The following is a 25,973-nucleotide window of genomic DNA, read 5'->3' as shown; positions in this document are numbered from 1 at the left end:
TTTTTGTTAATCCTTGTCATAGCCGTTATTCTTTTGCATAATTTTGAATGTTGTAATTAACGATTAAAACTAAAAATCAATTATGAGAAAAATAATGTTATTAAGTGTTTGCTCAATGATGCTATTAGCATCTTGTGTCGCAAAGAAAGAACATCTTGCACTTCAAGAAAAATATGAGAAATCTCAAGACTTATTAAATACGGCAACAGTAAAATTAAATAGCTGTCTTTCTGATGTTGCTGCAGCTAATGCAAGAGTAGAAACAATGAAAGATCAGTTAAATGATTTACGTAAAGCAAATCAAGATTTAATTGATACCAAAGGAAATTTAACAACCTTAACACAAAAAGGTGCAGAAAACCTTGAAAAATCTTTAGAGAGCTTAAAAGAACGCGATTTAAAAATTACAAGATTACAAGATGCACTAACGAAAAAGGATAGTGTAACATTGGCCGTTGTAACAAGCCTTAAAAAAGCAGTTGGAATCAACGATCCAGATATTGAAATAAATGTTGAAAAAGGTGTTGTATTCATTTCTATTGCTGACAAATTATTATTTAAAAGTGGCAGCTATAACGTAACTACTAGAGCAAATGAAATTTTAGGAAAAGTAGCTAAAGTTATTAATAGTAAACCAGACTTTGAAGCTATGGTAGAGTCGCATACAGACAACGTATCTTACAGTAAGCCTCCATTATTAGATAACTGGGATTTAAGTGTTAAACGTGCTACTTCTGTAGTAAGAGTTTTAGAAAGCTTAGGCGTAAACCCACAACAATTGATTGCTTCTGGTCGTAGTTCTTATGTGCCTTTAGTAGATAACGATACTGCTGAAAATAGAGCAAAAAACAGACGTACACGTATTGTTGTATTACCAAAAATTGACCAATTCTATGAAATGGTTGAAACAGAAATGAAAAACTTATCTACTGAAAATTAATTCTAGTAGCTTTTAAAATAAGAAAACCCAATGCTTTTGCATTGGGTTTTTTATTATTTGTTTTCCAAACATATTAATTAAAATTATCATAAGACTTTACCAGTCTTATAAACTCTGCTCTATAACCATCTGTATCCTCTCCTCTTCCACGTTCTGCTAAAGTAATAACCTGAGATACTGAGGCTTTATTAAAATACTTAGAACCTCTTAACTGCATTCCAAATAATGCTACAGCGGAAACAAAATTCATATCGTTTGATGCTTCTGTTATATTATTATTTTGAACATGAACCATTTCTATACTCTTATCTTCATTTGGTTTTTTATATCTGAATTTTACCGTAAATAGTTCATCTTCATAATTAGACGCTATTTTAGATTGGGTATACTTTAAATCTGCAACTTTTTTTAGATAATCACTTTTTATTCCCACTGGAATAATTTCATATAATGCAGTTACGGTATGTCCACTTCCTAATTCACCAGCATCTTTGGTATCATCTACAAAATCCTCATCTGCTAATAATCTATTTTCGTACCCAATTAATCTGTAGGCCTGCACTTTTTTAGGATTAAATTCCACTTGAATTTTCACATCTTTTGCTATTGTATAAAGTGTTCCCCCAAATTCTTTTCCAAAAACTTTTTGAGCTTCTTGCATATTATCTATATAGGCATGATTTCCGTTGCCTTTATCGGCTAAGGTTTCTAATTTTGAATCCTTATAGTTTCCATAACCAAAACCTAAAACCGATAAAAACACACCAGATTTACGTTTTTCTTCAATTAATGTTTGCATCGCTTTATCACTTGAAGCTCCAACATTAAAATCACCATCTGTTGCAATAATAACACGATTATTACCGTCTTTTTTAAAATTCTTTTCTGCTAATTTATAAGCCAATTCAATTCCCGCACCACCAGCTGTAGAACCGCCAGAATTCAAATTCTGTAAAGCGTTTAAAATGGTTTCTTTTTGATCTCCAGATGTTGGTTCTAAAACCACTCCGGCGGCTCCTGCATAAACAACAATAGATACCTTATCTTTTTCGCGTAATTGGTTTACAAGTAGCTTAAAAGCTCTTTTTAATAATGGTAATTTATTCTGAGAACCCATAGACCCAGAAACATCTAGTAAAAAAGTTAAGTTAGAAGCCGGAAGTTTATCGTTCTCATAAGTTTTTCCTTGCAAGCCTATTCTAACCAACTGCGTGTCTTTATGCCAAGGTGTTTTTACAATTTCGGTATTTATAGAAAAAGGATGTTCATCTGTAGGTTGCGGATAATTATAGTTAAAATAATTAACCATTTCTTCAAGTTTTACAGCATTTGGAGGCACTGTTTGTCCATTATTAATCATTCGTCTTACGTTAGAATATCCTGCTTTATCTACATCTATTGAAAACGTTGATAATGGTGTTAAATTTGCGCGTTTAAATGGGTTTTCTATAATTTTAGCATAGTCTTCATTATTTGGAATTCTTTTCTTTCCTGCTTTAGTCGTAACAAGTATAACACCACCTTTGCCTCTATTACCATAAATAGCAGTTGCTTTAGCATCTTTTAATACAGATATATTAGCTATATCCTTTCGTTTTAAATTACGGAAATTATCTTGATCTACAGGAACACCATCTATTATAAATAATGGCGCTGTATCTCCAGTTATTGAATTTCTACCACGAATAATAATAGTAGCACTTTGACCAGGCTTACCAGAACCCGTACTCACATTAACACCTGCTGCTTGACCTGTTAATTGGTCAGACGTTTTATTCTTATTTTTTCTTCTTGCACGCTTTTTTAATCGTTTATTACTGATTTCATAAGATTCAGCACTAACTGTTGAAAGCGAACTACTAACAGTGGTCCTTTTAGTAGCGCCAGAATAGCCTTTAATAACAACCTCATTCAGTGTATTTACACTTGCTTTTAATGCAATATTATAGACCGATTTTGATCCAATTATTACATTTTCTGTTTGCATTCCAACATAAGAAACAATAATAATGTCTCCAACTTGAGCACTTAATGAGAATTTTCCATCAAAATCAGTTAAAGCTCCTTTCTTACTCCCTTTAATATTAACATTAGCACCTGGTAATGCCGTGCCATCTGAAGCTGTAGTAACAATTCCTGAAATTGTTTTTTCTTGTGCTTGTATTTGCCAAGATGACAATACAAGACATAACATAAGTATTAGATTTTTCATAATAGTTGATTTATAAGTTTGTGTAAACCTATAAACAAACATTATGATACTAAACGTACAATGAGTGAAGTACTGCTTTGAATGAGTTAACGTATGGCTTTAATGATAGAATTAAATACTAGTTATTTATAGTTCTGTATTTTAAAACAATTAATTAATCGTTTCTCAAATTTTATTGTTGAAGCACTATTCTTAACTACCAACTACAGCTTTTAAAGTCTTTTTACGTTGAATTTTCCCATTATTAGTTTCAGGAAATTTATCTATTGTATAAATTTTCTTAGGGACTTCAAATTTATCCAGTGTTTTTAATTCTTCAATTCTTTTTTGAATAACAGCAATAGAATCTGAAGGGTTTTCAACAATAAGAATCAGTTTTTCTCCTAGTGTAACATCTTCTTCACCAGCAACAATAAAACGTTTACTAATTACGGGTTGTAGTTTATCTTCTATTTGTTCTGGAAACAACTTCACACCACCAGAATTAACAACATTATCATAACGGCCTAAAAGCTGAAAACTAGTTTCAGATTTCAAGTTTACAATATCATTAGTAACTAAAGTTTCTTTTACCAATTTTGGGGCGTGGATAACTAAACAGTTTCTATCGTCTTGTTCAAACTTAATATTTTGTAAAGCCGTAAAATAAGGCTCTTTTTTACCTGATTTAGATTCTAAGGACCTAACAGCAACATGAGTTACAGTTTCAGTCATTCCGTAGGTTTCAAAAAACTTAGGTTTACAATTTTTAATTTTTTCTAATAATGGTTTTGTAACCTTAGATCCACCAACAATGATATTTTTAATATTGTGAATTTGATCAATAGAATATTTTAACTGCAACGGAATCATCGCACAAAAATCGTAAGGCACTTCATAATCAAAAACAGGATGAGCTGCAGGCTCTACAAAATCAATTTCCAAACCTAAAACTAGAGCTCTTACAAACATCATTTTACCTGCAATAAAATGGCTAGGCAAACAATGTAAAGCTTTATCTCCTGGCTCTAATCCAAAAAAGTTACCTGTAGCAATGGCAGAATTGACCATGGCTTGTTTCTTTAATTTAATTTCTTTAGGATAACCTGTAGAACCTGACGTTGTTACAATTAAAAAATCATCTTTATTTAACCAATCTATTAAAAAATCTCCAGTTACTTTTTCGTAGGCTTTACCTTCCTTAATAAGACTGTATGCAACTTCTTTTAATTCTTCATGACTAAAATGTAAGCCGTTAAACTTAAAACGGTTATGTACTTTGTCGTATGTTGGTGTCATAGGTTATTCTATTATTTTATAATTTTCTTTTGGAGGTTCTGTTACTTTTCCGAATAATTTATCTTTCCAATTGGTCCAACCATATTTTTTAGATAAAATGAGGAGCATTAGTGGATAAACTAGTAAAACGGGTAATATAATTTCTGAGATTGAACCTAATCCTGGTTCTGACATATCTTTAAATAAGGCATCTGTTTGCAAAGCAGTCCAATCTGCAGTTACTAACAAAGATGCTATAAGATTGTTTCCTAAATGAAATCCTAAAGCTAACTCTAAGCCTTCATCCATTAAAGTCATTATTCCTAATAATAATCCTGTACCAACGTAAAAAATCATCATTTGCCAAAACCCTACGGCTCCAACTTCTGGATTTGCACTATGTGCTAAGCCAAATAATACAGACGTAAAAATTAATGGAAACCATTTATTCTTTACTAAAACACCTATATGCTGCATTAAATAACCTCTAAATAAATATTCTTCTAAACCAATTTGAAATGGAAACAAGAGTATACTTATTAGAAATAGGATTGCGAATTTAACGGGATTAAACTGAAATACAATTTCAGAGGAATCTATTGAATAGCCTATAAAAAAGGTAACAATGGTGTATATTGTTATCATCAAAAACGAAAATAAAATACGCTTAAAATCTACTTTAGGTCGTGTTGTTGTTAACGATAAGAGACTTCTTTGGTGTACATATTTTACCAACACAAATAATAGTCCTAATAAAAAAGCAAAAGGCAAAAGATTCATTATTAATGACAAGTTAGCCGGAATTTGCTTCATCATTTCATAGGCCATTTCTAAATCTGCTGGATCAGCGATTAAAAAATAAATAAAATTCCCAATAAAAATACCAGCAATTAAGAATGTAGTTAAGAAAAACATCCAAAGTTCGCGTTGTCCTTTGTAGGCTTGTTGTATATAATTCATGTTATAAATTAAATTTCCAATGTTGTTTTAAATTGTAATGCAAAGTACCATTTTTTACAATTAAAGGCGAAGGAAAATTGTTTGTAAATAAACTTCCTGTTCCTAAACCTTGTGGCATTTTACTTTTTAAAGTGTAAGTCCATTGCGATATGGCATTTAGACCAATATTGCTTTCTAAGGCACTTGTTATCCACCATTTTATATTTAAATCTTCTGCAGCGTTAATCCAGCCTTTACTCCCTCCAAATCCACCAACCAAACTTGGCTTTAAAATAATATATTGAGGTTTTATTGTTTGTAATAGTGTTTGCTTGTTCGCTTTAGAAAATACTCCAATTAATTCTTCATCTAAGGCAATTGGCAAAGGTGTTACATCACAAAGCTTAGACATGGCCTCAAATTGTTGTGCTTTTATAGGTTGTTCTATAGAATGTAATTGGTATTCTGAAAGCTGTTTTAGCTTCTCTAAAGCATCCTCTGTTGAAAATGCTCCATTAGCATCAACTCGTAATTCAATATCTGAAACTGAAAATTCCTTTCTAATCGATTTTAAAATGTCTAATTCCGTTTGAAAATCTATTGCTCCAATTTTTAGTTTAATACAACTGAAACCGGCTTCAATTTTATCTTTAATTTGGGTTCGCATAAAATCTTCGTTGCCCATCCAAACTAAACCATTTATGGGTATGCCATCTTTTCCTCTTGAAAACTCAGAAGGAAATAATTCAAACGAATCTGAGCTACCTAAAGATTTGTAGGCCGTTTCCAATCCAAATTGAATGCTTGGATACGCTGTAAGTTCGCTTAAAAGTTTGTCTAAACCTAAGTGAATATTATTACAAACCCATTTCAATTTTTCTTCATAGTCTGGTCTATCATCAACAGACAAACCTCTTAAAATACCACACTCACCTACTCCCGTTTTACCTTGATGCTCTAATTTTATAAACCACGTTTCTTTTGTGGTCATTACTCCACGCGATGTTCCACTTGGCCGCTTAAAATTTAAGATATATTGTTTGTATTCTGCTTTCATAAGAGTATTCAAAAATAGTCAATTAATTTCGTAAATTAGAGCTCAAATAACAACTCATAATGCCTGATTTTCCTAATATAATCTTGTACGCTATTCCTTTTTTTGTCTTGGCAATGTTACTAGAGTTATATCTAACTACGAAACAGCACATTAAGAGCTATGAAGCTAAAGATGCTTTCTCTTCTATTGCTATGGGATTAGGTAATGTTATTTTAGGTTTTGCAAGTAAAGCTGTAGTATTATTCGTGTTTTTTTTGATATATGACAATTTTAGATTGTTTACTATTCCTATAGCTTGGTGGTCTTTTATACTATTATTTTTTGCAGATGACTTCGCTTATTATTGGTTTCATCGCGTATCTCATGAATGTCGTTTATTTTGGGCGTCTCATGTGGTACATCACTCTTCTGAGCATTATAATTTGAGTACTGCTTTAAGGCAAACGTGGTCTGGAGGATTTTACACCTTTATCTTTTGGTTATGGTTACCATTATTAGGCTTTCATCCTGCAATGTTGTTACTTCAAATGTCTGTTAGCTTGTTGTACCAATTTTGGATTCATACCGAAACTATAGACAAAATGCCTAAATGGTTTGAAGCTATTTTTAATACACCATCGCATCACAGAGTACATCATGGAAGTAACCCTATGTATTTAGATCGCAATCATGCTGGAATTTTGATTATTTGGGATAAATTATTTGGAACGTTTCAAGCCGAATTAAAAGATGAAAAAGTTAGATACGGTTTAGTGACAAATATAAACACTTACAACCCCGTAAAAATTGCATTTATTGAATGGCTACATATGCTGAAAGATGCTTTTACAGGTCAAAAATCTATAAAGCATAGATTCCTTTACCTAATTAAACCACCAGGTTGGAAACATGATGGTACAGGAAAAGTTTCGGATGATCTACGGAATGAATGGTTAGAAAATAATTCTAGAAAATAATCTATCTAAAGTCTAACGTCTCTTCTTTCGAGGTTTGTGTTTCTTTTTTCGACGAGCATATGTTGCAGGAACCGCATCATCAAATGTGTTTTTTACTTCTTTAAGATTTACACTTTTCCAGCCTTTGTCTTTTTTATCTTCTGGTAATAATCGTTCTACTAAATCTGTTCGACCAACTTTATTCAACGTTTTTTTAATCCAGTCTTTGTTTTCCTTTTTATACCAAAAGAAGAAACGATGTTGTTCATCTTTTTCTTTTTTAGATTTTGGTGTTTTAGTTGGCTTTAAAGTGTATGGATGATAACCACTGTAATAAATGACAGTTGCAACGGTCATTGGTGTTGGTGTAAATCCTTGTACTTGCTCTAACTGAAATCCCATATCTTTTGTTTCGGCAGCTAAATTTGCCATATCTTCTACTTCACAAGCAGGATGATTTGAAATAAAATAAGGAATTAATTGAAGCTTTAAATCTTTCTTTATGTTGATTTTATCGAAACGTTCTTTAAACTTATGAAAATACTTAAACGAAGGTTTACGCATCAATTTTAAAACTGGATCTGAAGTATGCTCTGGTGCTACTTTTAGTCGACCAGAAATATGCTTTGTCATGACTTCTTCAGTATAAGCATCTAATTCTTTTGGGTCGGCATTTTTATTAAACTCTGGCACTAACATATCGTGACGAATACCACTTCCAATAAAAGATTTCTTTACTTTAGGATGTTTATCTACAGCCTGATATAATTGCGTTAACGGTTTGTGAGATGTATCTAAGTTACTACAAATTACAGGCGAAATACAAGAAGGAGCGACACATTTATCACAAATGGATTGCACTTTCCCTTTCATCTTATACATATTAGCAGAAGGCCCGCCAATATCTGATAAATAACCTTTAAAATCTGGCATATTAGCCACTTTATCAACTTCTCTTAAAACGGACTCTTCACTTCGGCTAGCAATAAATTTGCCTTGATGAGCAGAAATGGTACAAAAACTACACCCCCCAAAACAACCACGATGAATGTTAATTGAAAACTTAATCATTTCAAACGCAGGTATTGGTCCTCGTTTGTTATATTTTGGATGTGGTAAACGTGTGTATGGTAAATCAAAAGAAGCATCAATCTCTTCTTCTAACATCGTTGGAAAAGGTGGATTTATTACCAGTTTACGGTTATTTACCTCTTGTAAGATTCTATTTGCCTTAAGTTTATTTGATTCTTGTTCAATCACTTTAAAATTAGACGCAAATTTCTTTTTATCCTTTAAACAAATCTCATGTGAGTGAATTTCGACATCATCCCAATTTTTATTTTTGGGAAGTGCTTCATCTTCATCTAATAAAAAAGCCGTTTGTTTTATAGTTTTTAAACTTGAAAATGGTACACCTTTTTGTAGCAATTCAACAACTTCTCGCAAAGGTTGTTCTCCCATTCCGTATACCAACATATCTGCTTTAGAGGTTTCTAAAATAGTTGGCATAAGTTTGTCACTCCAATAATCGTAATGTGTAACACGACGTAAGGACGCTTCAATACCACCTATAAGAACAGGGACGTCTGGAAATTTTTCTTTTAAAATCTTTGAATATACAGATGTAGCGTAATCTGGTCTAAATCCTTTATCACCATTTGGTGTATAAGCATCTTTATCTCTACGTTTTTTACTTGCGGTATAATTACTCACCATAGGATCCATACAACCACCTGTGACTCCAAAAAATAATTTTGGTGTTCCAAGCTTCGTAAAATCTTGCAGATTATCATTTACACTAGGCTGTGGCACTATAGCAACCTTTAATCCATAACTTTCTAAAATACGACCAATAACTGCTGGTCCAAAAGACGGATGGTCTACATAGGCATCGCCACTAAATAGTATAACATCTAATTCTGTCCAACCTCTAATTTTAACTTCTTTATTTGTGGTTGGTAACCAATCTGTGAGTTTATTAACTTTCATAACGTGGCAAAGATACGGCTAAATTAGTTTTACAGATAGGATACTAGATTTATCAATGATTAAAATGGTAAAATAATTGTTATTTAACATTTAAAATCCAAGTCAAAGCTTTTTCTTTTGTTGCTCTAAAAATGGTATTGTGTTTTTCATTAGGTTCATCAGAATATTTCCACACTAAGTTCTTTGAGGCTTTATTCTCTAATGTTTTTGCAAGATTGTTGGTGTGTGGAGAAATGGTCTCGTTAGCAGAACCTGCAAACCAAAATCTTATTTTTTTGTTAGGTGTATTTTCTAAAAAAACTTTTGCTTTACGTACTAAATGACGGTTATTCCACCATAAAGAGGGATCCATAGCAATATAAAAATCAAACGTATTTGGATTTAAAAGAAGGGTTTCTACAACAAAAAGTCCTGCTAATGATTCTCCAATAATTCCCCTTTCTTCAGTTGTTCTATATTTTTTATTTATTTCAGGTACTAATTCTTCCAAAATAAATGCTCTATAATTTTTAGCTCCGTCTGTTAATGGACAATATTGTTCATCTTCTTTTATTACAGAAGCGCCTGATAAATCTCTTCCTCTATCCGTATTTTCTATGCCAACAAGAATAATTGGTGGAATACTTTTATTCTCAACAAGTTTAGCAATTGTGTTTGCTATGTGCGGAAAATCTTCTTGAACAATACCTCCATCTGGCATATACAAAACAGGAAAAGAATCATTAGTCGCTTTGTAATTTGGTGGTGTCCATACATTGATGACTCTGGTTTCGTTTACAAATTTTGATTCTATTTTGAAATCATCGTGTACTGGAACTGAGTCATTGTATTGTGGTACATCATTCTTGCAACTTAACATAAGGATAGATAAAAACAGAAGGCAAGCTAAGTTTTTCATATTTGAATTTTTACTTTAAAATTTATGACTAAAAAAATGATTTTATAACTCAACGCTTTCACCTATATCTAAAAGCATCAAATCCTTATCCTTATCAAAAAATTTACGTTTCGCAACTTCGTGATCAATTTCTATATATCCAAAAGTATCAAAGTGATAACCTAAGATCTTATCGCATTCTATAAAATCACTAGCAAGAATAGCATCATCTATGCCCATTGTAAAGTTATCCCCTATTGGCAATATGGCTAAATCTAATTTAGTTTGCATAGGAATGAGCTTCATATCCATAGTTAAAGCTGTATCTCCGGCAATATAAATGGTTTTGCGTTCTCCTTCAATAATAAATCCACCAGGTTGCCCACCATAACTACCATCTGGAAAAGACGACGTGTGAATAGCATTAACGTATTTAAGATTTCCAAATTCAAAATCCCAAGAACCACCATGATTCATAGGATGTCCTTCTAAATTTTTATTCTGATAATGTGTTACAATTTCATAATTAGAAACAATGATTGCTCCTGTACGTTTAGCAATCGCTTCAACATCTAAAATATGATCTTGATGTGCATGGGTCACTAAAATATAATCGGCTTTTAAGGCATCAATATCTATCGCAGATGCTTTTTCATTTCCAGAAATAAAAGGATCGACTAAAATATTAATATCTTTAATTTGTATCCCTAATGCAGCATGACCGTAGAATGTAATTTTCATGTTTTTATTATTAATGTTATACAGTTTTGTAATTTAAAAGCTGAAATATTCTTTAAAATTAATACAAAATATAGCCAACTCCTAATAGCAGTGAAAACAGAAATGTAGACAATGCCAAAACCTTTAATTGGCTATCAAAATCATCAGGTTCTATGGCTGATTTTATTTTTTTAACATGAATTATTAACGGAATAAAAGCAAGTAAATATATAAAATTATAAGGTGCTACATAATATAATATTGAAAATATTACGGTAATTAGCATGGCTCCTATGATAAGGATAAAGTGGTATTTTTTAGCTCGTGATAATCCTAATTTAACAGCTAATGTAATTTTACCTGCATTGGTATCAGATTCTATGTCTCGCATGTTATTTAAATTTAATACACCAACGCTTAACAAGCCCAATGCAATGGCTGGTAACGCAACTACATGATCTAAAACTTGCATATAAAGGACATAACTTCCAATGGTACTTATTAATCCAAAAAATATAAATACAAAAACATCACCAAGTGCACGATAACCGTAAGGAGAATTTCCCATGGTATAATTTAAAGCGGCATAAACAGACAGTCCACCTAGAATTACAAATAAAATTATATAAAGAAAATTATTAGGCCCAAAAGCAACCCACAAAAGGGATAAAGTCAATATAATTACGACAATAACATTAAATCGTATGGCTTCAAACATTTCGTTTGGAGTAATGGCACCACTTTGTATGGCACGTTGTGGCCCAACACGCTCATCATTATCTGTTCCTTTTATTCCATCACCATAATCATTAGCTAAATTAGATAATATCTGTAAGCTTATAGTGGTTAGAATTGCAAAAAATAAAATCCAAGGATTAAAATGGCCATTGTAATAAGCAAAACAACTACCAAGAATAATTCCAGAGACAGAAAGTGGTAATGTTCTTAAGCGCATGGCTGAAAGCCACGGTTTAATTTTCTTCATTTAAGCTTGGTTAAATTATGGAATCCATTTTTTAGGAAAATTAGGCTTCCTTTTCTCTAAAAAGGCATCTCTTCCTTCTTTAGCTTCATCTGTCATATATGCTAATCGGGTCGCTTCTCCTGCAAATACTTGCTGACCAACCATTCCGTCATCTGTAAGATTCATTGCAAATTTTAGCATTTTTATAGATGTTGGTGACTTTGCTAATATTTCTTGAGCCCATTCGTAAGCTGTCGTTTCTAATTCTTCATGAGGAATAACCGCATTTACCATTCCCATATCAAAAGCTTCTTGAGCCGAATAGTTTCTTCCTAAGAAAAAGATTTCTCTTGCTTTTTTCTGACCGACCATTTTTGCCAAATATGCAGAACCATATCCTCCATCAAAACTAGTAACATCTGCGTCAGTTTGTTTAAAGATAGCATGTTCTTTACTTGCCAAAGTTAAATCACAAACGACATGTAAACTATGACCTCCACCAACAGCCCAACCTGGTACAACAGCAATAACTGCTTTTGGCATAAAACGAATTAAGCGTTGCACTTCTAAGATGTTTAAACGATGGTAACCATCTTCTCCAACATATCCTTGGTGACCTCTGGCTTTTTGATCTCCACCCGAACAAAAACTCCAAATACCATCTTTGCTAGAAGGTCCTTCTGCACTCAAAAGCACGACACCAATATTCACATCTTCACCTGCATCATAAAATGCATCATACAGTTCTGAAGTGGTCTTTGGACGAAATGCATTACGTATATCTGGCCTATTAAATGCAATTCTGGCAACGCCATTACATTTATGATAGGTTATATCTTCATAAGACTTGGCAACTTTCCAATCTATATGGCTCATATTTATCAATATTTTAAGCGCAAAAGTAAGAAATTAATAATAATACGCTAAACTCTATTTTTTACTTTATTTTATTATGCAAGCATAGTATATTTGTGGATATATTATTAATTTACAATGCATTATAATCCCAACATATATAATAAACCATTTGAGACCTATAAAATAAAATTAGGAACTGTATATCTTTACCAAAATTTTATGGTTGCAGAGTTTATAGAAGGAGCTGATATAACTTTTAAAAACTTTGATGAGCTCTCTTTTATAGTAAAAACACATTTTAAGGATAGACCCTTTGGTTTTATTGCTAATAGAATAAATTCTTATTCTATAAACCTCAATGACGCAAAAATATTTAACGAAACATTTAAAAACCTAAAAGCTTATGCTATAATTGTTTATAGTAATCTTACGGAACGTATCATTGAAATTGAAAGTCTCTTTTTCAAATTCAACAGAAAAGTATTTAAAGATTTTGAAAACGCTATTACTTGGATTGAAGACACCTTGTCTCTACAAGATCCCGATTCTTACAATAAGTGAATACCGTCTTCTTTTATTTCTATTTGACGCTCTTTGTATAACGAGCCTATCGCTTTTTTAAAGCTTTTCTTACTCATTTGAAGCTGATCCTTAATGTCTTCAGGGTTAGATTTATCATGAAGTGGTATAAAGCCACCATTATCATGTAATTCATTTAAAATATACTCTGCATTTGGTTCTATATTCCTATAACCTATTTGATTTAATGAAATATCTAACTTGTTATCTGGTCGTACTTTTTTTACTAAACCTTTAAGTCGGTCACCAACACTAATATCTTTATAAATATCATCCTTAAAGACTAAGCCTAAGTGTTTTTTATTGACAATGACATTCATGCCTAACTCTGATGGATGTGAAACAATTAAATCTACTTCATCAAACTGTGCAACTGTTAATTCTTTATTATCTAAAAACCGATTAGTTTTACTCGACGCTACTAAACGTTCAGACTCGTCATCTAAATAACAATGTACTAAATACCAACCACCTGCTTTCATTTTAAAGGCTTGCTCTCTAAAAGGACAAAACAATTCCTTTACCAGTCCCCAATCTAAAAAGGCACCATAATCTGTAACTTGATTACAACGCAGCAAGGCAAAGTCATCCTTTTTAATGTAAGGATGATCTGTGGTTGCAACTGGTCGTTCTTCATTGTCTAAATAAACAAAAACTTCAATTTTATCACCAATTTCAAATACTTTTGGTACATACCTATTAGGTAACAGGACTTCACCTTCTGCTCCATCACCCAAAAATAAGCCTGGTTCTGTATCTCTTAAAATTTCTAATGTATTGTATTCGCCTAAATTTATCATGTTGCAAAGATATTCATATTAATATAAAGAAAAAGCGCTATAATTATTTAATTATAACGCTTCTTTATACTTTAAAAAGTTAGCTATTAGTAAACAGACTCTTTTTTGAAATGCTTACATAATAAATAATAAACTACAGCTCTATATTTAGATCTATTAGATCTTCCATATGTTTCCATTACAGCATCAATTCCTTTATCTAAATCAGCTCCATCTTTTAATCCTAATTTCTTGATTAAATAGTTATTTTTCACTGTCGCTAATTCTTTTTCATCTGAACCAGAAACGGTAGAAGAATCTGCATTATAAATAGATGGACCTAAACCAACAGTTACTTTTGTTAATAAATCCATATCAGCATCAACACCACATTTATCTTTTAAATCTGCCGCGTATTTTACAATTAAATCATCTCTTTTACTCATGTTACACTATGTTTTTAAGTTAAATAAATTAGTTTTCCTAAAGGTAAGTATTTTTTAGAAACACTTAAAATGAAAAAGTCACATCTTAACTTTAATTTAATCCTTAATTTACTTGATAAACTTAAAATAATCTAATAGAATTTGATCATTAACACGAGAGTTTGTAAAGACTTCTAATAATTTAGGTTGCTTAGAAATAGTATAAAATGATTTTAAATTTTCTTCTAAAGACACTTCGTCTGAAGCCATATGATATTCAAAACCATACATTTCGCATAAGTGTTTTGCGTTTAAACCATGTTTAGTTTCAAAATAAGTGTCAAAATTCTCTGTGTTTTTATGACCTGGAAGAATTCTAAAAATGCCACCACCTTGGTTATTCACCATTATAATTCTAAATGTTTTGGGTATATAATTATTCCAAAGGGCATTACTATCGTAAAAGAAACTTAAATCTCCCGTTACAAATGTTGTTCGCTTTTCTGTAGCAACTGCGGCACCTATAGCTGTACTTGTACTACCATCTATACCACTTGTTCCTCTATTGCAAAATACATCGACACTTTTTTGTATTTGAAATAATTGGGCATAACGAATTGCAGAGCTATTTCCTACGTGTAATTGACTTTGTTTTGGTACACTTTTTACAATTGAGTTAAAAACCGTAAAGTCAGAAAATGGTAGTGTACTTAAATACGTTTCTTGTAGCTTTCTTCGCTTTTGACGCAACCCAAGCCAAGTCGATTTATAAGTACTTTTTGTATGATGTGTTACTTGTGGTAAAAACGCAGCTAAAAATGCATTTGGGCTTAATTTAATATGTTTTTCTAAACAGAAAAAAGTATCATTTGCTCTAGACAAACCAACATGCCAATGATGTTCTGGCTTATAGGTTCTTAAAAATATTTTTATCTTTTTTGAAACAATTAAGCCACCTATAGTAACCAAGATATCTGGCTGAAGATTTTTAAAACCATCATCATCTAAAGGTGCTATCATTTTATCTATTCCTGGGAAAAAATCAGGATGATGTAAATTAGATGTCGTTTCTGTAAATACAATGATACTATCATCGTCTGCAATTTCTTGTATCCATTTTTCTTCAATAGAATTGGGCTGCAAGACACCTACTAAAATCATTTTTCGCTTAGCGTTATGCCAAACATCTACTAAACTCTTAATTTCAAATTCGTCTACTTTATCTATTCTTGTTTGAATTTTGAAAGGCTTTGGATTTATAGATAACTCATCTACAATATCATATAGAGGTTCGTCAAATGGAATATTAATATGAACAGGACCTGAATCTAACTTAGACATTGTTAATGCATCATGAATTTCAGATTCATTATACGTCTGAATATCTTTCTGTAGTCCTAAAAATCGTTCTAATTTATTCTCAATATTTTTAAAAATACGCAATTCATTTTCTGGAAGTGTATTATCTGTCTTTTTTAAATCGAGTTTTAAATTGGCACTATATAAAACATGTTCTCCATAAACTCGTTTTTGTTTAATAGTTTGTCCATCTCCAATATCTATCAAATGTTTTGGTCTGTCTGCAGACAAAACCACTAATGGGATATTACTATAATAAGCTTCTGCAATTGCAGGATAATAATTTAATAAGGCACTTCCAGATGTACAAACTATTGCAACAGGTTTTTGTAATTTCTGAGCAATACCTAAAGCAAAAAATGCTGCGCAACGCTCATCTACAATACTATAACAGTTAAAAAAATCATCGTGAGTAAAACCAATGGTTAAAGGGGCGTTTCTACTGCCTGGAGAAATAACTATGTGTTTTATATTATGCGTTTTGCATAAAGTAACTATAGTTTGGGACAAAGGTATTTTTGAGTACTTCATATAAATACAAAATTACCTAATAAAAGGAGATAATGAAATAGAGCTTCAACTAAAAATATAACTAATAACGATTACATTTTACACTTAATTAAGTACCGTATTTATTGTGGCTGTTTTATTCACAGTTTCCTCCCATTCGTTCTCTGGGTTAGAAGCTTTGGTAATACCTCCACCTACATAAATATTTGCTTTGGCATCTTTGAGTTGCATACAGCGTAAATTTACATAGAAATTAGACTGTGTTTTTACAACTGCATAAGCGTTATTCTCTACGTTACGTCTATTAGTGTTCCGGGTTTTGCTTTGTTTTAGGTTTAATTCGCCTAAAAAACCAGTGTAATATTCTCTATTATAGTTTTCATAATTAAGAATAAAATCCTTTGCTTTAGCTTTAGAGAACCCACAAACTGCTGGAGTTGGATGTAAGGCTTCGATTATAGCTTTTAAATCTGCATCGTCTTTTAAAACACTGATGATTCTCGTTTTAAGATGTAACAAGTTTCCGGCTCTTACGGTATCTACTTCTGATACATTAATGTTTGACGTATATGGTTTTAATTGTTCAGTTATAAAATCCGTTACAATTTGCTGTTCTTCAAACTCTTTGTTTGTCCAAGTTACCACTGACTGGCTTTGATAAGGCTGTGTTCCTGCTAAAGAAATGGTGGTGAGTCGTTTGCCTTCAACTTTTAATAATAACTCTGGCGTAGCTCCAATCCATAGTCCTACTTTAGGATGGTACCAACAGTACACCATCGCATTTGAATAGGTATTAAAAAGGCGTTTAAAAATGGTTAATGGATTCGTATCTTGAAGTGATTTTGTTTGGCAGCGTGATAATACTACTTTTTGTAAATCGTTATTTTTAATACTTTGGATACCTTTAGAAACTAAATCGATATGTTGAATTCTCTCAGTTTCACTTTGAATGATTGCGGTAGATTCAAAATCTTCAACGTCTAAACTATCCGTCGTTATTTCAGAATATAGACAGCGTTCTTTTGGAAAAAGAATACTGTTTTGTTTAAGATCAAAAGGAGCAAATAAAAACCCACTCTCAGTAAATGTTTCCGATTTATGAACAGTATCATCTTCTTGCAACCAAGATTTAATGATTGAATTAATTGGTCTACTATAAACTACAAAAGGTAAATTGTTTTTGTATTGCTGCTCTAGAGCATCAAAAAAGGACATCGCATCCATTACTTATTTCTTTTTTGGAAGTGAAATGGTAGATAATCTACATATTGAGATAAGATTATCGGCTTCGTCTGTCACTCTAATATCTAGCAGTTGTGTGGTACGTCCTTTATGCAAAAACGTCGCTTTAGCATAGATATAACCTTCGGTTACACTTTTTAGATGATTCGCTGTAATTTCTAAGCCACGTACAAACATATTCTCGGTATCTATAAAAATATGCGATGCAAAACTACCAACACTTTCTGCTAAAGCTGCTGTCGCTCCTCCGTGTAATACTCCATCTGGTTGGTACACTTTGGATGTTACAGGCATTCTGGCCACTAAAAAATCATCTCCAAAGTCCACCATTTCAATATCTAAGGTTTCCATTAAGGTGTTTTTGCTTGCTGCATTCGCTTTGGCTAGGAAATCCTCTTTAGTCATTTGCATATAAAAATAGTATTTTTGAATCGATTACAAAGATACAGAAACCGCCTAGAAAAATGAATTCACAAGAGAAAGAAATCTCATACACCAGTACCAACTCCTACTCTACTTTAAATACACTTACGGAACGCACAAAAACGGTTTGGTTGGTGTGTCATGGCATGGGCTATATGAGTCGTTATTTTCTTAAATACTTCAAAGGTTTAAATGCTGAAGACAATTACATTATTGCGCCACAAGCTCCCAGCAAATTTTACATTCAACCTAAAATGCATGTTGGTGCTAATTGGTTAACGCGTGATAATACCGAAGCCGGAATGGAAAATATTGTAAACTATATTGATGCGGTATTAAAAGTTGAAAAAATTCCTGAAGGTGTTCATTTAATCGTTTTTGGCTATTCTCAAGGCGTTAGTGTAGCCATGCGATATATTGCAAAACGCCAACTACAATGTGATCAGCTTGTTCTTCATTCTGGTGGAATTCCAAAAGAATTAACCGCTAAAGATTATAAGTATCTATCTAAAGACACCAAGGTAAAACTGATGTATGGCACTGAAGATGAATACTTAGATGAGCAAAGAATTCAACTTGAGTCAGCACGAGCTACAGATCTATTTGGAGACAAGGTTAGCTTTATGCCTTTTAAAGGCACACATGTTGTAAATGTTGAGTTTATTGAAAAATTGGTCTAAGCCAAACTTCAACAACAAACCGCCATTTAAAGATTAGCCATAATTTCTTGTAACTGTCCCGCCTTTATAGGTTTTATAATATAGTCAGAAATGTCACTAATATTCTTAGCACGTTCAATATCCACAGGGTCTACAGAAGAAGACACCATATAGATAATTATTTTCTTGTTTAATTTTGGTTTTATCTTAACGTACTCTTCCATGAATTGAAAACCATCCATAATAGGCATATTTATATCTAAAAATATGATATCTGGAAGTTCTTCATTATTATAAAGATTATCTATCAAAAACTCTAAGGCCTCTTCACCATCTGAAAAAAGACTTATTTTTTTATCTAAATCAATGGACTTAAGTATTTTAACAATAGTAAATTGATAAATATCATCATCATCAACCACACATATATTGTAATTACTGTTCATAATTAAAAAATTATTGTAAATGTTGTCCCTTCATTAACTTTACTCGATACATTAATAGCTCCACCCATAGCTTCAATTTGTGTTTTGGTCATATATAACCCCACTCCTTTAGCGTCAGGATGTCTGTGAAATACTTTATTTAAACCAAAAATTTTATTACCATGCCTATCTAAATTTATACCTAAACCGTTATCAGATATCGTTAATTTAATTTTTTCGTTGTCTCTTTCTGATCTAATGTTAATTTCTGGGTCTCTATCATTAGACCTATACTTTATTGCATTACCTATCAAATTGAGGAAAATACTTTCTAAATAAATTTTATCATAATTTATTAATGGCAATTTAGAAAAATCCGCTTTAATTATAGCATTAGTTTTTAATATTTCTCCACTTAAAATATCTGTTGTTGTTTTTAATACATCTTCAAACAAAATATCTTCCTTCTCCCTAGAGTTATCACTTCTAATCTTTAATGCTTCTACTAAGGTATTTAAGGTTACGGTAAGATGGTTAATAACGGCCTCGAATTTTTTAAACAAAAAGTCCTTTTCTTCAGCATCATCAGATTCTACATAAAAACCTAAAAGCGAATTTAGATTACTTACTGGCGCCCGTAAGTTATGAGAGGTAATCTGCGCAAAATCTGCAAGTTGACTGTTTTGAATAATTAATTTCTGTGCTAAAATTTCTAAATCATTTTTAGCATTTATTATTTTTTCTTGTGCGTTTTTTTGTATGGTAATATCTCTTATAGCCGCTGAAATTAATAAGCCTTCTTCTGTTTGAAGTGGGCTTAAACTTATTTGTATTGGTATTTCCATACCATTTTTGTTCCTGGCAAATAATTCTTTTTCATTTCCAACTCCCATGGTTCTCACTCTAGGATTAGCGAAAAATCCATCACGATGCAATACATGATCTTCTGAAAATTGTTTAGGAATAAGAATTTCAACTGATTTATTTATTAATTCTTCTGCAGTGTATCCAAATAGTTTTTCAGCTTGTTTATTGATCAGTTGAATATTCCCTTCTGCATTCACAATTACCATGGCATCTGGTGCAGACTCTAACAAGCCTCTAAATTTGTTTTCTGCCATACGTTGCGCTGTCACATCTTGGCAAGTACCTACCATTTCAACCACATTGCCCATACTATCTACCACAACTTCAGCCAAAAGTTGTATGGTTTTTACTGTTCCATCTCTTAATGTAATACGATGCATTAAATCAACATCGTTTTTATCGTTAATTGACTTCTCTACATACTCAGTTACCTTTTCTTTATCATCTATATGAACAAAGCTAAAATAAGTATCGTAAGATATTGTTGCGCTTTCTTCTACTCCAAAAATATTATACAAGTTGGCAGACCATTCTACAGCATTGGTAATAAGATTCCATTGCCAATTCCCCATCATCGTTATTTTCTCTGCAAAAGTTAACAACTGATTTTTACGCAAAATTTCATTTGCGGCTTGTTTTTGCGCAGTTATATCTCGTATTGCTGCAGATAACAATAGGCCTTGTTCTGTTTCAAGAGGGCTTAAACTTACTTGAATAGGAATTTCTTTACCTTCTTTATTTAAGCCATATAATTCTTTTCTCGCTGATGTTAATCGTTTCTCAGGATCATCACTAAAAAAACTAGCACGATGCTCTGTATGCATACCTTCAAATCGTTTAGGAATAAGCATTTCTACCTTCTTACCTATCAACTCGTCCATATGGTAACCAAATAATCTTTCGGCTTCTTTATTTACTAATTGGATTTCATCGTTTTCATCTACAATTACCATAGCATCTGGAGCTGATTCTAATAAGCCTCTAAACTTATTTTCCTCCATCTTTTGTTCGGTAATATCTTGGCAAGTTCCCATCATTTCAATAACCTCGCCTTTATCATTTAGAATAACTTCCCCTAAGAAATGGACGGTTTTAATTTTTCCGCTACCTGTAATAATACGGTGTATAAAATTACTTGGGAACTTTTTTTCTAGGAACGAACCTTCTACATAGTCCGTAATATATTCTTTATCTTCTGGATGAACATAACTGTAAAACGTATCATACTTTAAATCTGTTAAGCTTTCATCATGTTCAAATATTTTATACAAATTAGTAGACCACTTTAGGCTATCTGTAACAACATCCCATTGCCAATTACCCATCATAGTTATTCTTTCTGCAAAACTTAGAAAGTGATTTTTACGTATAAGTTCTATCTCTGTCATTTTCTGAGCGGTCACATCTTGACATGTTCCTATGATTTCAGTAACATCTCCAAACTCATTTGTAGCCACTTGCGCTAAGAGTTGTACAATTTTTACGGTGCCATCTGCTAATTGAATGCGATGCACCAAATCTGTAAACGTCTTGTCTTCAACAGTTTTACGCATATGCTCTGCAACACGTTCTTTATCTTCTGGGTGTGTATATTCAAGATAGGTTTCTAAAGTTATATGCCTACTTTCATCTAATTGAAAAATACGATACAGGTTAGCTGACCATTTAACCGTGCCATTTGCCATATCTGCCTGCCAATTCCCCATCAAGGTTATTTCCTCTGCAAAATTTAGGATTTGATTTTTACGTAGTAATTCGTTTTGTGCAATTTTTCTATCTGAAATATCATTGGCTACTGCTAAAAAGCCTATTTTTTCGCCTTCATTATTTTTAATAGCCGTTAAGGTTAATTCTACAGGAAATGTTGAACCATCTTTTCTTTTGTATGTCCATTCTCTTGTGTCGTGTGCATTTTGTTTTGACAACTCTAAATAAGGACTAAAACCATCAAGGTCTTTATTATACTTTTTGGCAATGTCTTCCTTAAATTCTAAAAGCTCTTCATCTAAATGATAAATATTTGGTTTCTTTTTTCCTATCATTTCTGAAGCAGAATAACCTAACAAAATTTCTGCTCCATGGTTAAAGTGGTTAATGATTCCATCATTATCAACCGATACGATAGCGAGTGGACCAGAATTAAATATCGCTTTTAATTGTGTGTTAGCATCAAACAATTCTCTTTCGGCAACATAAGCTGCTGTAATGTCTTGGCAGGTACCAATCATTTCAATAATATTACCAAATAAATCGGTAATAACTTCACCTAACAGCTGTACTATTTTTATTTCGCCATTACCAGCGATAATACGATGTGTAAATCGTTTAAGTTTTTTCTCTACTCTAGTTTGATCAAAATAATTGGTTACAATGTCTTTATCTTCAGGATGAACAAAACTAAAATACGTATCAAAGCTTAAATCATTGACCTCCTTATCGAGTCCAAAAATATTATACATGTTAATAGACCACTCTACCTTATTGGCAACCGTGTCCCATTGCCAATTACCTAATAAGGTAATCTCTTCAGCAAAATTTAATAATTGATTTTTTCTTATGAGTTCATTTTTAGCGACTCTTCTTTCGGTAATGTCAAATGCGACTCCTAAAAACCCGATTTTCTCGCCTTCCTCATTTTTAATTGCTGTTAAGGTTAATTCTACAGGAAACGTAGAACCATCTTTTCGTTTATACGTCCACTCTCGTGTATCGTATTCATTACGCTTTGCTAACTCTAAATAAGGATCAAATCCTTCTGGATCTACACCATACTTTTCTGCTATATCTATACGAAATTGATCTAGTTCTTCTTCTAAATGATAAATTTCTGGTTCTTTTAATCCTATCATTTCTGAAGCTGAATAACCTAGTAAAAGTTCTGCTCCACTATTAAAATGGTTTAATATCCCATTATTGTCGGTAGATACAATAGCTATAGGTCCTGAATTAAAGATTGCCTTTAACTGCATGTGGGCTTTATTTAATTCCATTTCAGCAGCCTTAGCAGCAGTAATGTCTTGACTCGTACCATTTATTTTAACAACCTCTCCATTAGTTTTAGTAATAACTTCACCTAAAACCTGAATGGTTTTTAATACGCCATCATCTGTAATAATTCGATGCGTAAACTTATGGAACGATTTTTCTTCTATTATTTTATTTATGTGTTCTTTGACAAAATCTTTATCATCAGGATGAACCAGATTAAAATACGTATCAAAATTTAAGTTATCAGCATCTTTATCGAGGTTAAAAATATTATAAAGATTATTAGAACTTTCAATCTCTCCGGTAGCTACATTCCATTGCCAATTCCCCATTAAGGTAATCTCTTCTGCAAAATTCAATAAGTAATTTTTTCTCAAGAGTTCATCTTGAGCCATTCTTTTTTCTGAGACATCTGTAGACACGCCCAAATACCCAATAAGTTTTCCTTTTTCATCTTTAATAGACGTTAAGGTTAATTGAACAGGTATAACAGACCCATCTTTTCTTAAATAATGCCATTCTCGAGTATCGTAAGCATTATGTTTAGCAAGTTCTTCTTGTGCACTAAAATCTACTAAACTTTTACCGTATTGTTTAGCTATATCTTCTTTAAAAGCATCCAATTCGTCTCTTAAATGGTATAAGATAGGTCTTTCTATGCCTATCATTTCATCTGCTGAGTAGCCTGTTAAGACTTCTGCTCCAGGATTAAATTTACTAATGATACCATCTCTATTTGTAGCAACAATAGCAATTGCGTTAGAATCAAATATGGCCTTTAATTCTGTATGCGCCTTATTTAAAGCTATTTGCGAAAGCTTCTTCTCGTTAATATCTTGAAACACTCCAAAAATTCGTACACATTTTCCATCTACAAATTCTGCCTGACCAATAGCACGTGTCCAAACAATATTACCTTTTAAGGTTACCAACTCAACTTCGATATCATAAGGTATACCATTTTCTATAGCTTCATTTACGGCTTTTTCAATAGTATCTCTACTATTTCCTTCCTTGAAAAATTGGATGGCTGTTTCTAAATCTGGCTGAAAACCTTCAGGCGCTTCATGTATTTCAAAAACCACTTTACTCCAAAAAATATTGTTTTTAATTAAATCAATATCCCATGTCCCAAGGCGAGACACTTCATTAGATTTTTCTAATATTTTTTCTATTCGATTTTTTTCATCTTCCTTTTCTTTTAGGTGTGTAATGTCACCCGTATGCATTAGTAAACCTCCAATTTTACCTTCAGAAATATACCAAGGACGTATGTCCCAAAAAATCCATTGTACTGTTCCATCTGCACGAACAAAGGGTGCTTCATCACAAGTATCAATAGCACCGTTTAAACATTTTTGGTGTGCTTCTTTCCACTCTTCTCCTATTTCTGGAAATAAATCATAATGGCTTCTACCCACAATCTCTTCATTCTCCATTTTATAATCAGCAATCCATCGTTGAGATACCGCTATATATTTCATATCGTTATCTAACATGGCAATCGCTGTTGGAGCTTGTTCTATAAACACTTTATTGTAAGCGTCTTTTTTTTCTAAATCTGTTTTAAGGCTTGTTAGTTCTAATAAATTCTCCTTTATCCTCGTTTCAGATTTTGCTAAATCACTATTTACCTCTAAGAGTTTATCATTTTGCTTAAATAATTGCTTTTGTGCAGGAACTAAAATAAATAGGAACTCTCCCATTAATATTAATATTGCAATAAATGCAAGAATATAAATTGTTTGTAAAAGGCTATGAAGATTTTGATCTGCACTTTTTTGATATTCACTTATTACAGACTGCATTGTTAAAAAATAAGGTAATTCTGAGTCTGCTATAATATCTACATCTTGGGCAATTAATTTTCTATTTGGAGTATTTATAATATTCTTACTGGCAGAAACTATTTTTTGTGATTGCGTCCCTGTAACCTTAAACAAAGAATCTAAAACTTTACTGCTTCCTTCTTGCTTATTTACAGAATCTAAATAACGATGTGTCTTTTCAAATTTATCAACATAGCCTTTAAACGAATCTATTATATCTGAACTGATTGTATCACTATTAATACTTTCAAAAGAATATACGAGGCTGTTCATGCGCTCATTTAACAAACACTGGTCAGATGCTTTATTAATTAATAAAGCTACTTTTTTTTGATTATTAACGCTACTTCGTAGAATAACTAATGCAGCTATAATAATTAATATAATTGTAGATATAAAAAGTAAATATCTTTTTTTAATTGAATGTTCTAATCTATTCATTAACAGTTTTTAAATAATCAAATACGCCTGTTAAAAAGAAACAGATACATTGAGATACATATGCTATAAAAATATTTTAACTATAATATTTCCCATATATAGTATATGAGACACATTCAATTCATTAAGAGTCACTTATAAATAAAAAAAAAGATGAATATGACTTGGGAGCAATACACATAGATAAAGTGTGTAAAATACAAAAAAAATGTTAATGTATTTAAATGTCTAGATTAAGTTAATATGAATTAATTAAAAAACACGTTCAATAATTCTTCTCAATAAAAACAAAAAAATGAGTCTTTTCAAGATTTGAAAAGACTCATTTTTAAAAGAAAATTACATTTATAATGTTATTGATAATGTTACATTAACTTGTCTTCTGAAGGGTTTTATTCTTATCTTTTAAAATAGCTAATTGTTTTTCTAAAAAGGTAATAGCTTGTTCTGTTTTATAACTTGATTTTGAAGCAAAATCTTCTAAATCTTGTTTCAGTTTCTCTTTACCTGAAGCCGCTGCTTTAGATAAATCTTCTTTTACTTCGGTAAAATCGTTAGTAATTTGATCTTTAATTACTTTTCCCTCTTTTTTTAGTTTATTTCTTGTAACGCTTCCTTTTTCTGGCGCAAATAAAACGCCTGCTGTAGCTCCTAATAATGCTCCTAATACTAATGCTCCTTTATGAATCATAACTTTTT

Annotated in this window: 21 protein-coding genes; 4 read left to right on the top strand and 17 right to left on the bottom strand. The window is 31.9% G+C overall.

Annotated features, from left to right (window positions below):
• The first annotated feature begins 82 nt into the window (after positions 1–82).
• The gene (locus VDP25_RS11335; protein WP_215924787.1) at positions 83–940 is read left to right on the top strand and encodes an OmpA/MotB family protein; all 858 of its coding nucleotides are present in this window, start codon (positions 83–85) and stop codon (positions 938–940) included.
• Positions 941–1,013: 73 nt separating this feature from the next.
• Here the strand turns inward: VDP25_RS11335 and VDP25_RS11330 are convergent, their stop codons facing one another.
• The 4 genes from VDP25_RS11330 to VDP25_RS11315 all read right to left on the bottom strand — a co-directional run bounded on the left by VDP25_RS11330 (position 1,014) and on the right by VDP25_RS11315 (position 6,405).
• Positions 1,014–3,152 (bottom strand): YfbK domain-containing protein, encoded by a 2,139-nt coding sequence (locus VDP25_RS11330; protein WP_334469814.1) that lies wholly within the window; start codon positions 3,150–3,152, stop codon positions 1,014–1,016.
• 192 nt (positions 3,153–3,344) lie between these two features.
• Positions 3,345–4,430, bottom strand: a complete 1,086-nt coding sequence (locus tag VDP25_RS11325) for an AMP-binding protein (RefSeq protein ID WP_334469813.1) — start codon at positions 4,428–4,430, stop codon at positions 3,345–3,347.
• Between the two features lie 3 nt (positions 4,431–4,433).
• Positions 4,434–5,369, bottom strand: coding sequence for a CPBP family intramembrane glutamic endopeptidase (locus tag VDP25_RS11320; RefSeq protein ID WP_215924790.1), 936 nt, complete (start codon positions 5,367–5,369; stop codon positions 4,434–4,436).
• A 1-nt stretch (position 5,370) separates the two neighbouring features.
• Positions 5,371–6,405 carry an o-succinylbenzoate synthase gene (locus VDP25_RS11315; RefSeq protein WP_334469811.1) on the bottom strand — a complete coding sequence of 345 codons (1,035 nt, stop codon included), beginning with the start codon at positions 6,403–6,405 and terminating at the stop codon, positions 5,371–5,373.
• A 59-nt stretch (positions 6,406–6,464) separates the two neighbouring features.
• Between VDP25_RS11315 and VDP25_RS11310 the strand changes: the two genes are divergently transcribed.
• Positions 6,465–7,361, top strand: coding sequence for a sterol desaturase family protein (locus VDP25_RS11310; RefSeq protein ID WP_334469809.1), 897 nt, complete (start codon positions 6,465–6,467; stop codon positions 7,359–7,361).
• 12 nt (positions 7,362–7,373) lie between these two features.
• On the opposite strand, the gene VDP25_RS11305 is transcribed toward VDP25_RS11310, so the two are convergent.
• The 5 genes from VDP25_RS11305 to VDP25_RS11285 form a co-directional block, all read right to left on the bottom strand.
• The gene (locus VDP25_RS11305; protein WP_334469807.1) at positions 7,374–9,329 is read right to left on the bottom strand and encodes a YgiQ family radical SAM protein; all 1,956 of its coding nucleotides are present in this window, start codon (positions 9,327–9,329) and stop codon (positions 7,374–7,376) included.
• A 79-nt stretch (positions 9,330–9,408) separates the two neighbouring features.
• Positions 9,409–10,227, bottom strand: a complete 819-nt coding sequence (locus VDP25_RS11300) for an alpha/beta hydrolase (protein WP_334469805.1) — start codon at positions 10,225–10,227, stop codon at positions 9,409–9,411.
• A 42-nt stretch (positions 10,228–10,269) separates the two neighbouring features.
• Positions 10,270–10,947, bottom strand: a complete 678-nt coding sequence (locus VDP25_RS11295; RefSeq protein ID WP_215924795.1) for a metal-dependent hydrolase — start codon at positions 10,945–10,947, stop codon at positions 10,270–10,272.
• 58 nt (positions 10,948–11,005) lie between these two features.
• Positions 11,006–11,911 (bottom strand): 1,4-dihydroxy-2-naphthoate octaprenyltransferase, encoded by a 906-nt coding sequence (gene menA / locus VDP25_RS11290; RefSeq protein ID WP_334469802.1) that lies wholly within the window; start codon positions 11,909–11,911, stop codon positions 11,006–11,008.
• A gap of 15 nt (positions 11,912–11,926) precedes the next feature.
• On the bottom strand, positions 11,927–12,766 hold the full coding sequence (locus tag VDP25_RS11285; protein WP_334469800.1) for a 1,4-dihydroxy-2-naphthoyl-CoA synthase: 840 nt from the start codon (positions 12,764–12,766) through the stop codon (positions 11,927–11,929).
• Between the two features lie 117 nt (positions 12,767–12,883).
• Between VDP25_RS11285 and VDP25_RS11280 the strand changes: the two genes are divergently transcribed.
• Positions 12,884–13,309, top strand: coding sequence for a hypothetical protein (locus VDP25_RS11280; protein ID WP_334469798.1), 426 nt, complete (start codon positions 12,884–12,886; stop codon positions 13,307–13,309).
• Here the strand turns inward: VDP25_RS11280 and VDP25_RS11275 are convergent.
• From VDP25_RS11275 to VDP25_RS11255, 5 genes are all read right to left on the bottom strand, one after another.
• A complete protein-coding gene (locus VDP25_RS11275) occupies positions 13,297–14,127 on the bottom strand; it encodes a CvfB family protein (RefSeq protein ID WP_215924799.1) in 831 nt (276 codons plus the stop codon). The two genes, VDP25_RS11280 and VDP25_RS11275, sit on opposite strands and share 13 nt — an antisense overlap.
• Before the next feature lie 86 nt (positions 14,128–14,213).
• Positions 14,214–14,552 (bottom strand): DUF2853 family protein, encoded by a 339-nt coding sequence (locus tag VDP25_RS11270; protein ID WP_215924800.1) that lies wholly within the window; start codon positions 14,550–14,552, stop codon positions 14,214–14,216.
• A 108-nt stretch (positions 14,553–14,660) separates the two neighbouring features.
• Positions 14,661–16,421, bottom strand: coding sequence for a 2-succinyl-5-enolpyruvyl-6-hydroxy-3-cyclohexene-1-carboxylic-acid synthase (menD, locus tag VDP25_RS11265; RefSeq protein ID WP_334469795.1), 1,761 nt, complete (start codon positions 16,419–16,421; stop codon positions 14,661–14,663).
• A gap of 84 nt (positions 16,422–16,505) precedes the next feature.
• On the bottom strand, positions 16,506–17,624 hold the full coding sequence (locus VDP25_RS11260) for a chorismate-binding protein (RefSeq protein ID WP_334469793.1): 1,119 nt from the start codon (positions 17,622–17,624) through the stop codon (positions 16,506–16,508).
• Positions 17,625–17,627: 3 nt separating this feature from the next.
• The gene (locus VDP25_RS11255; protein ID WP_334469791.1) at positions 17,628–18,053 is read right to left on the bottom strand and encodes a PaaI family thioesterase; all 426 of its coding nucleotides are present in this window, start codon (positions 18,051–18,053) and stop codon (positions 17,628–17,630) included.
• Between the two features lie 53 nt (positions 18,054–18,106).
• On the opposite strand from VDP25_RS11255, the gene VDP25_RS11250 reads away from it, so the two are divergent.
• Positions 18,107–18,745 (top strand): alpha/beta hydrolase, encoded by a 639-nt coding sequence (locus VDP25_RS11250; protein ID WP_334469789.1) that lies wholly within the window; start codon positions 18,107–18,109, stop codon positions 18,743–18,745.
• 26 nt (positions 18,746–18,771) lie between these two features.
• On the opposite strand, the gene VDP25_RS11245 is transcribed toward VDP25_RS11250, so the two are convergent.
• The 3 genes from VDP25_RS11245 to VDP25_RS11235 form a co-directional block, all read right to left on the bottom strand.
• On the bottom strand, positions 18,772–19,170 hold the full coding sequence (locus VDP25_RS11245; RefSeq protein ID WP_215924805.1) for a response regulator: 399 nt from the start codon (positions 19,168–19,170) through the stop codon (positions 18,772–18,774).
• Positions 19,171–19,172: 2 nt separating this feature from the next.
• On the bottom strand, positions 19,173–25,274 hold the full coding sequence (locus tag VDP25_RS11240) for a PAS domain-containing sensor histidine kinase (protein WP_334469787.1): 6,102 nt from the start codon (positions 25,272–25,274) through the stop codon (positions 19,173–19,175).
• 370 nt (positions 25,275–25,644) lie between these two features.
• Entirely contained in the window at positions 25,645–25,965 is a 321-nt protein-coding gene (locus VDP25_RS11235) for a YtxH domain-containing protein (protein WP_334469785.1), read from the bottom strand.
• Positions 25,966–25,973: the final 8 nt, after the last annotated feature.

Origin of the sequence: Winogradskyella sp. ECml5-4 (assembly GCF_036903175.1) — a bacterium.
Lineage (GTDB): Bacteria > Bacteroidota > Bacteroidia > Flavobacteriales > Flavobacteriaceae > Winogradskyella > Winogradskyella damuponensis.
Note: the sequence above shows the minus strand (reverse complement) of the source record. Positions and strands in the feature narration are given on the sequence as shown.

Coding starts and splice junctions, on each gene's coding strand:
- VDP25_RS11335 (WP_215924787.1), top strand. CDS start 83: ATGAGAAAAATAATGTTATTAAGTGTTTGCTCAATGATGCTATTAGCA.
- VDP25_RS11330 (WP_334469814.1), bottom strand. CDS start 3,152: ATGAAAAATCTAATACTTATGTTATGTCTTGTATTGTCATCTTGGCAA.
- VDP25_RS11325 (WP_334469813.1), bottom strand. CDS start 4,430: ATGACACCAACATACGACAAAGTACATAACCGTTTTAAGTTTAACGGC.
- VDP25_RS11320 (WP_215924790.1), bottom strand. CDS start 5,369: ATGAATTATATACAACAAGCCTACAAAGGACAACGCGAACTTTGGATG.
- VDP25_RS11315 (WP_334469811.1), bottom strand. CDS start 6,405: ATGAAAGCAGAATACAAACAATATATCTTAAATTTTAAGCGGCCAAGT.
- VDP25_RS11310 (WP_334469809.1), top strand. CDS start 6,465: ATGCCTGATTTTCCTAATATAATCTTGTACGCTATTCCTTTTTTTGTC.
- VDP25_RS11305 (WP_334469807.1), bottom strand. CDS start 9,329: ATGAAAGTTAATAAACTCACAGATTGGTTACCAACCACAAATAAAGAA.
- VDP25_RS11300 (WP_334469805.1), bottom strand. CDS start 10,227: ATGAAAAACTTAGCTTGCCTTCTGTTTTTATCTATCCTTATGTTAAGT.
- VDP25_RS11295 (WP_215924795.1), bottom strand. CDS start 10,947: ATGAAAATTACATTCTACGGTCATGCTGCATTAGGGATACAAATTAAA.
- menA (WP_334469802.1), bottom strand. CDS start 11,911: ATGAAGAAAATTAAACCGTGGCTTTCAGCCATGCGCTTAAGAACATTA.
- VDP25_RS11285 (WP_334469800.1), bottom strand. CDS start 12,766: ATGAGCCATATAGATTGGAAAGTTGCCAAGTCTTATGAAGATATAACC.
- VDP25_RS11280 (WP_334469798.1), top strand. CDS start 12,884: ATGCATTATAATCCCAACATATATAATAAACCATTTGAGACCTATAAA.
- VDP25_RS11275 (WP_215924799.1), bottom strand. CDS start 14,127: ATGATAAATTTAGGCGAATACAATACATTAGAAATTTTAAGAGATACA.
- VDP25_RS11270 (WP_215924800.1), bottom strand. CDS start 14,552: ATGAGTAAAAGAGATGATTTAATTGTAAAATACGCGGCAGATTTAAAA.
- menD (WP_334469795.1), bottom strand. CDS start 16,421: ATGAAGTACTCAAAAATACCTTTGTCCCAAACTATAGTTACTTTATGC.
- VDP25_RS11260 (WP_334469793.1), bottom strand. CDS start 17,624: ATGGATGCGATGTCCTTTTTTGATGCTCTAGAGCAGCAATACAAAAAC.
- VDP25_RS11255 (WP_334469791.1), bottom strand. CDS start 18,053: ATGCAAATGACTAAAGAGGATTTCCTAGCCAAAGCGAATGCAGCAAGC.
- VDP25_RS11250 (WP_334469789.1), top strand. CDS start 18,107: ATGAATTCACAAGAGAAAGAAATCTCATACACCAGTACCAACTCCTAC.
- VDP25_RS11245 (WP_215924805.1), bottom strand. CDS start 19,170: ATGAACAGTAATTACAATATATGTGTGGTTGATGATGATGATATTTAT.
- VDP25_RS11240 (WP_334469787.1), bottom strand. CDS start 25,274: ATGAATAGATTAGAACATTCAATTAAAAAAAGATATTTACTTTTTATA.
- VDP25_RS11235 (WP_334469785.1), bottom strand. CDS start 25,965: ATGATTCATAAAGGAGCATTAGTATTAGGAGCATTATTAGGAGCTACA.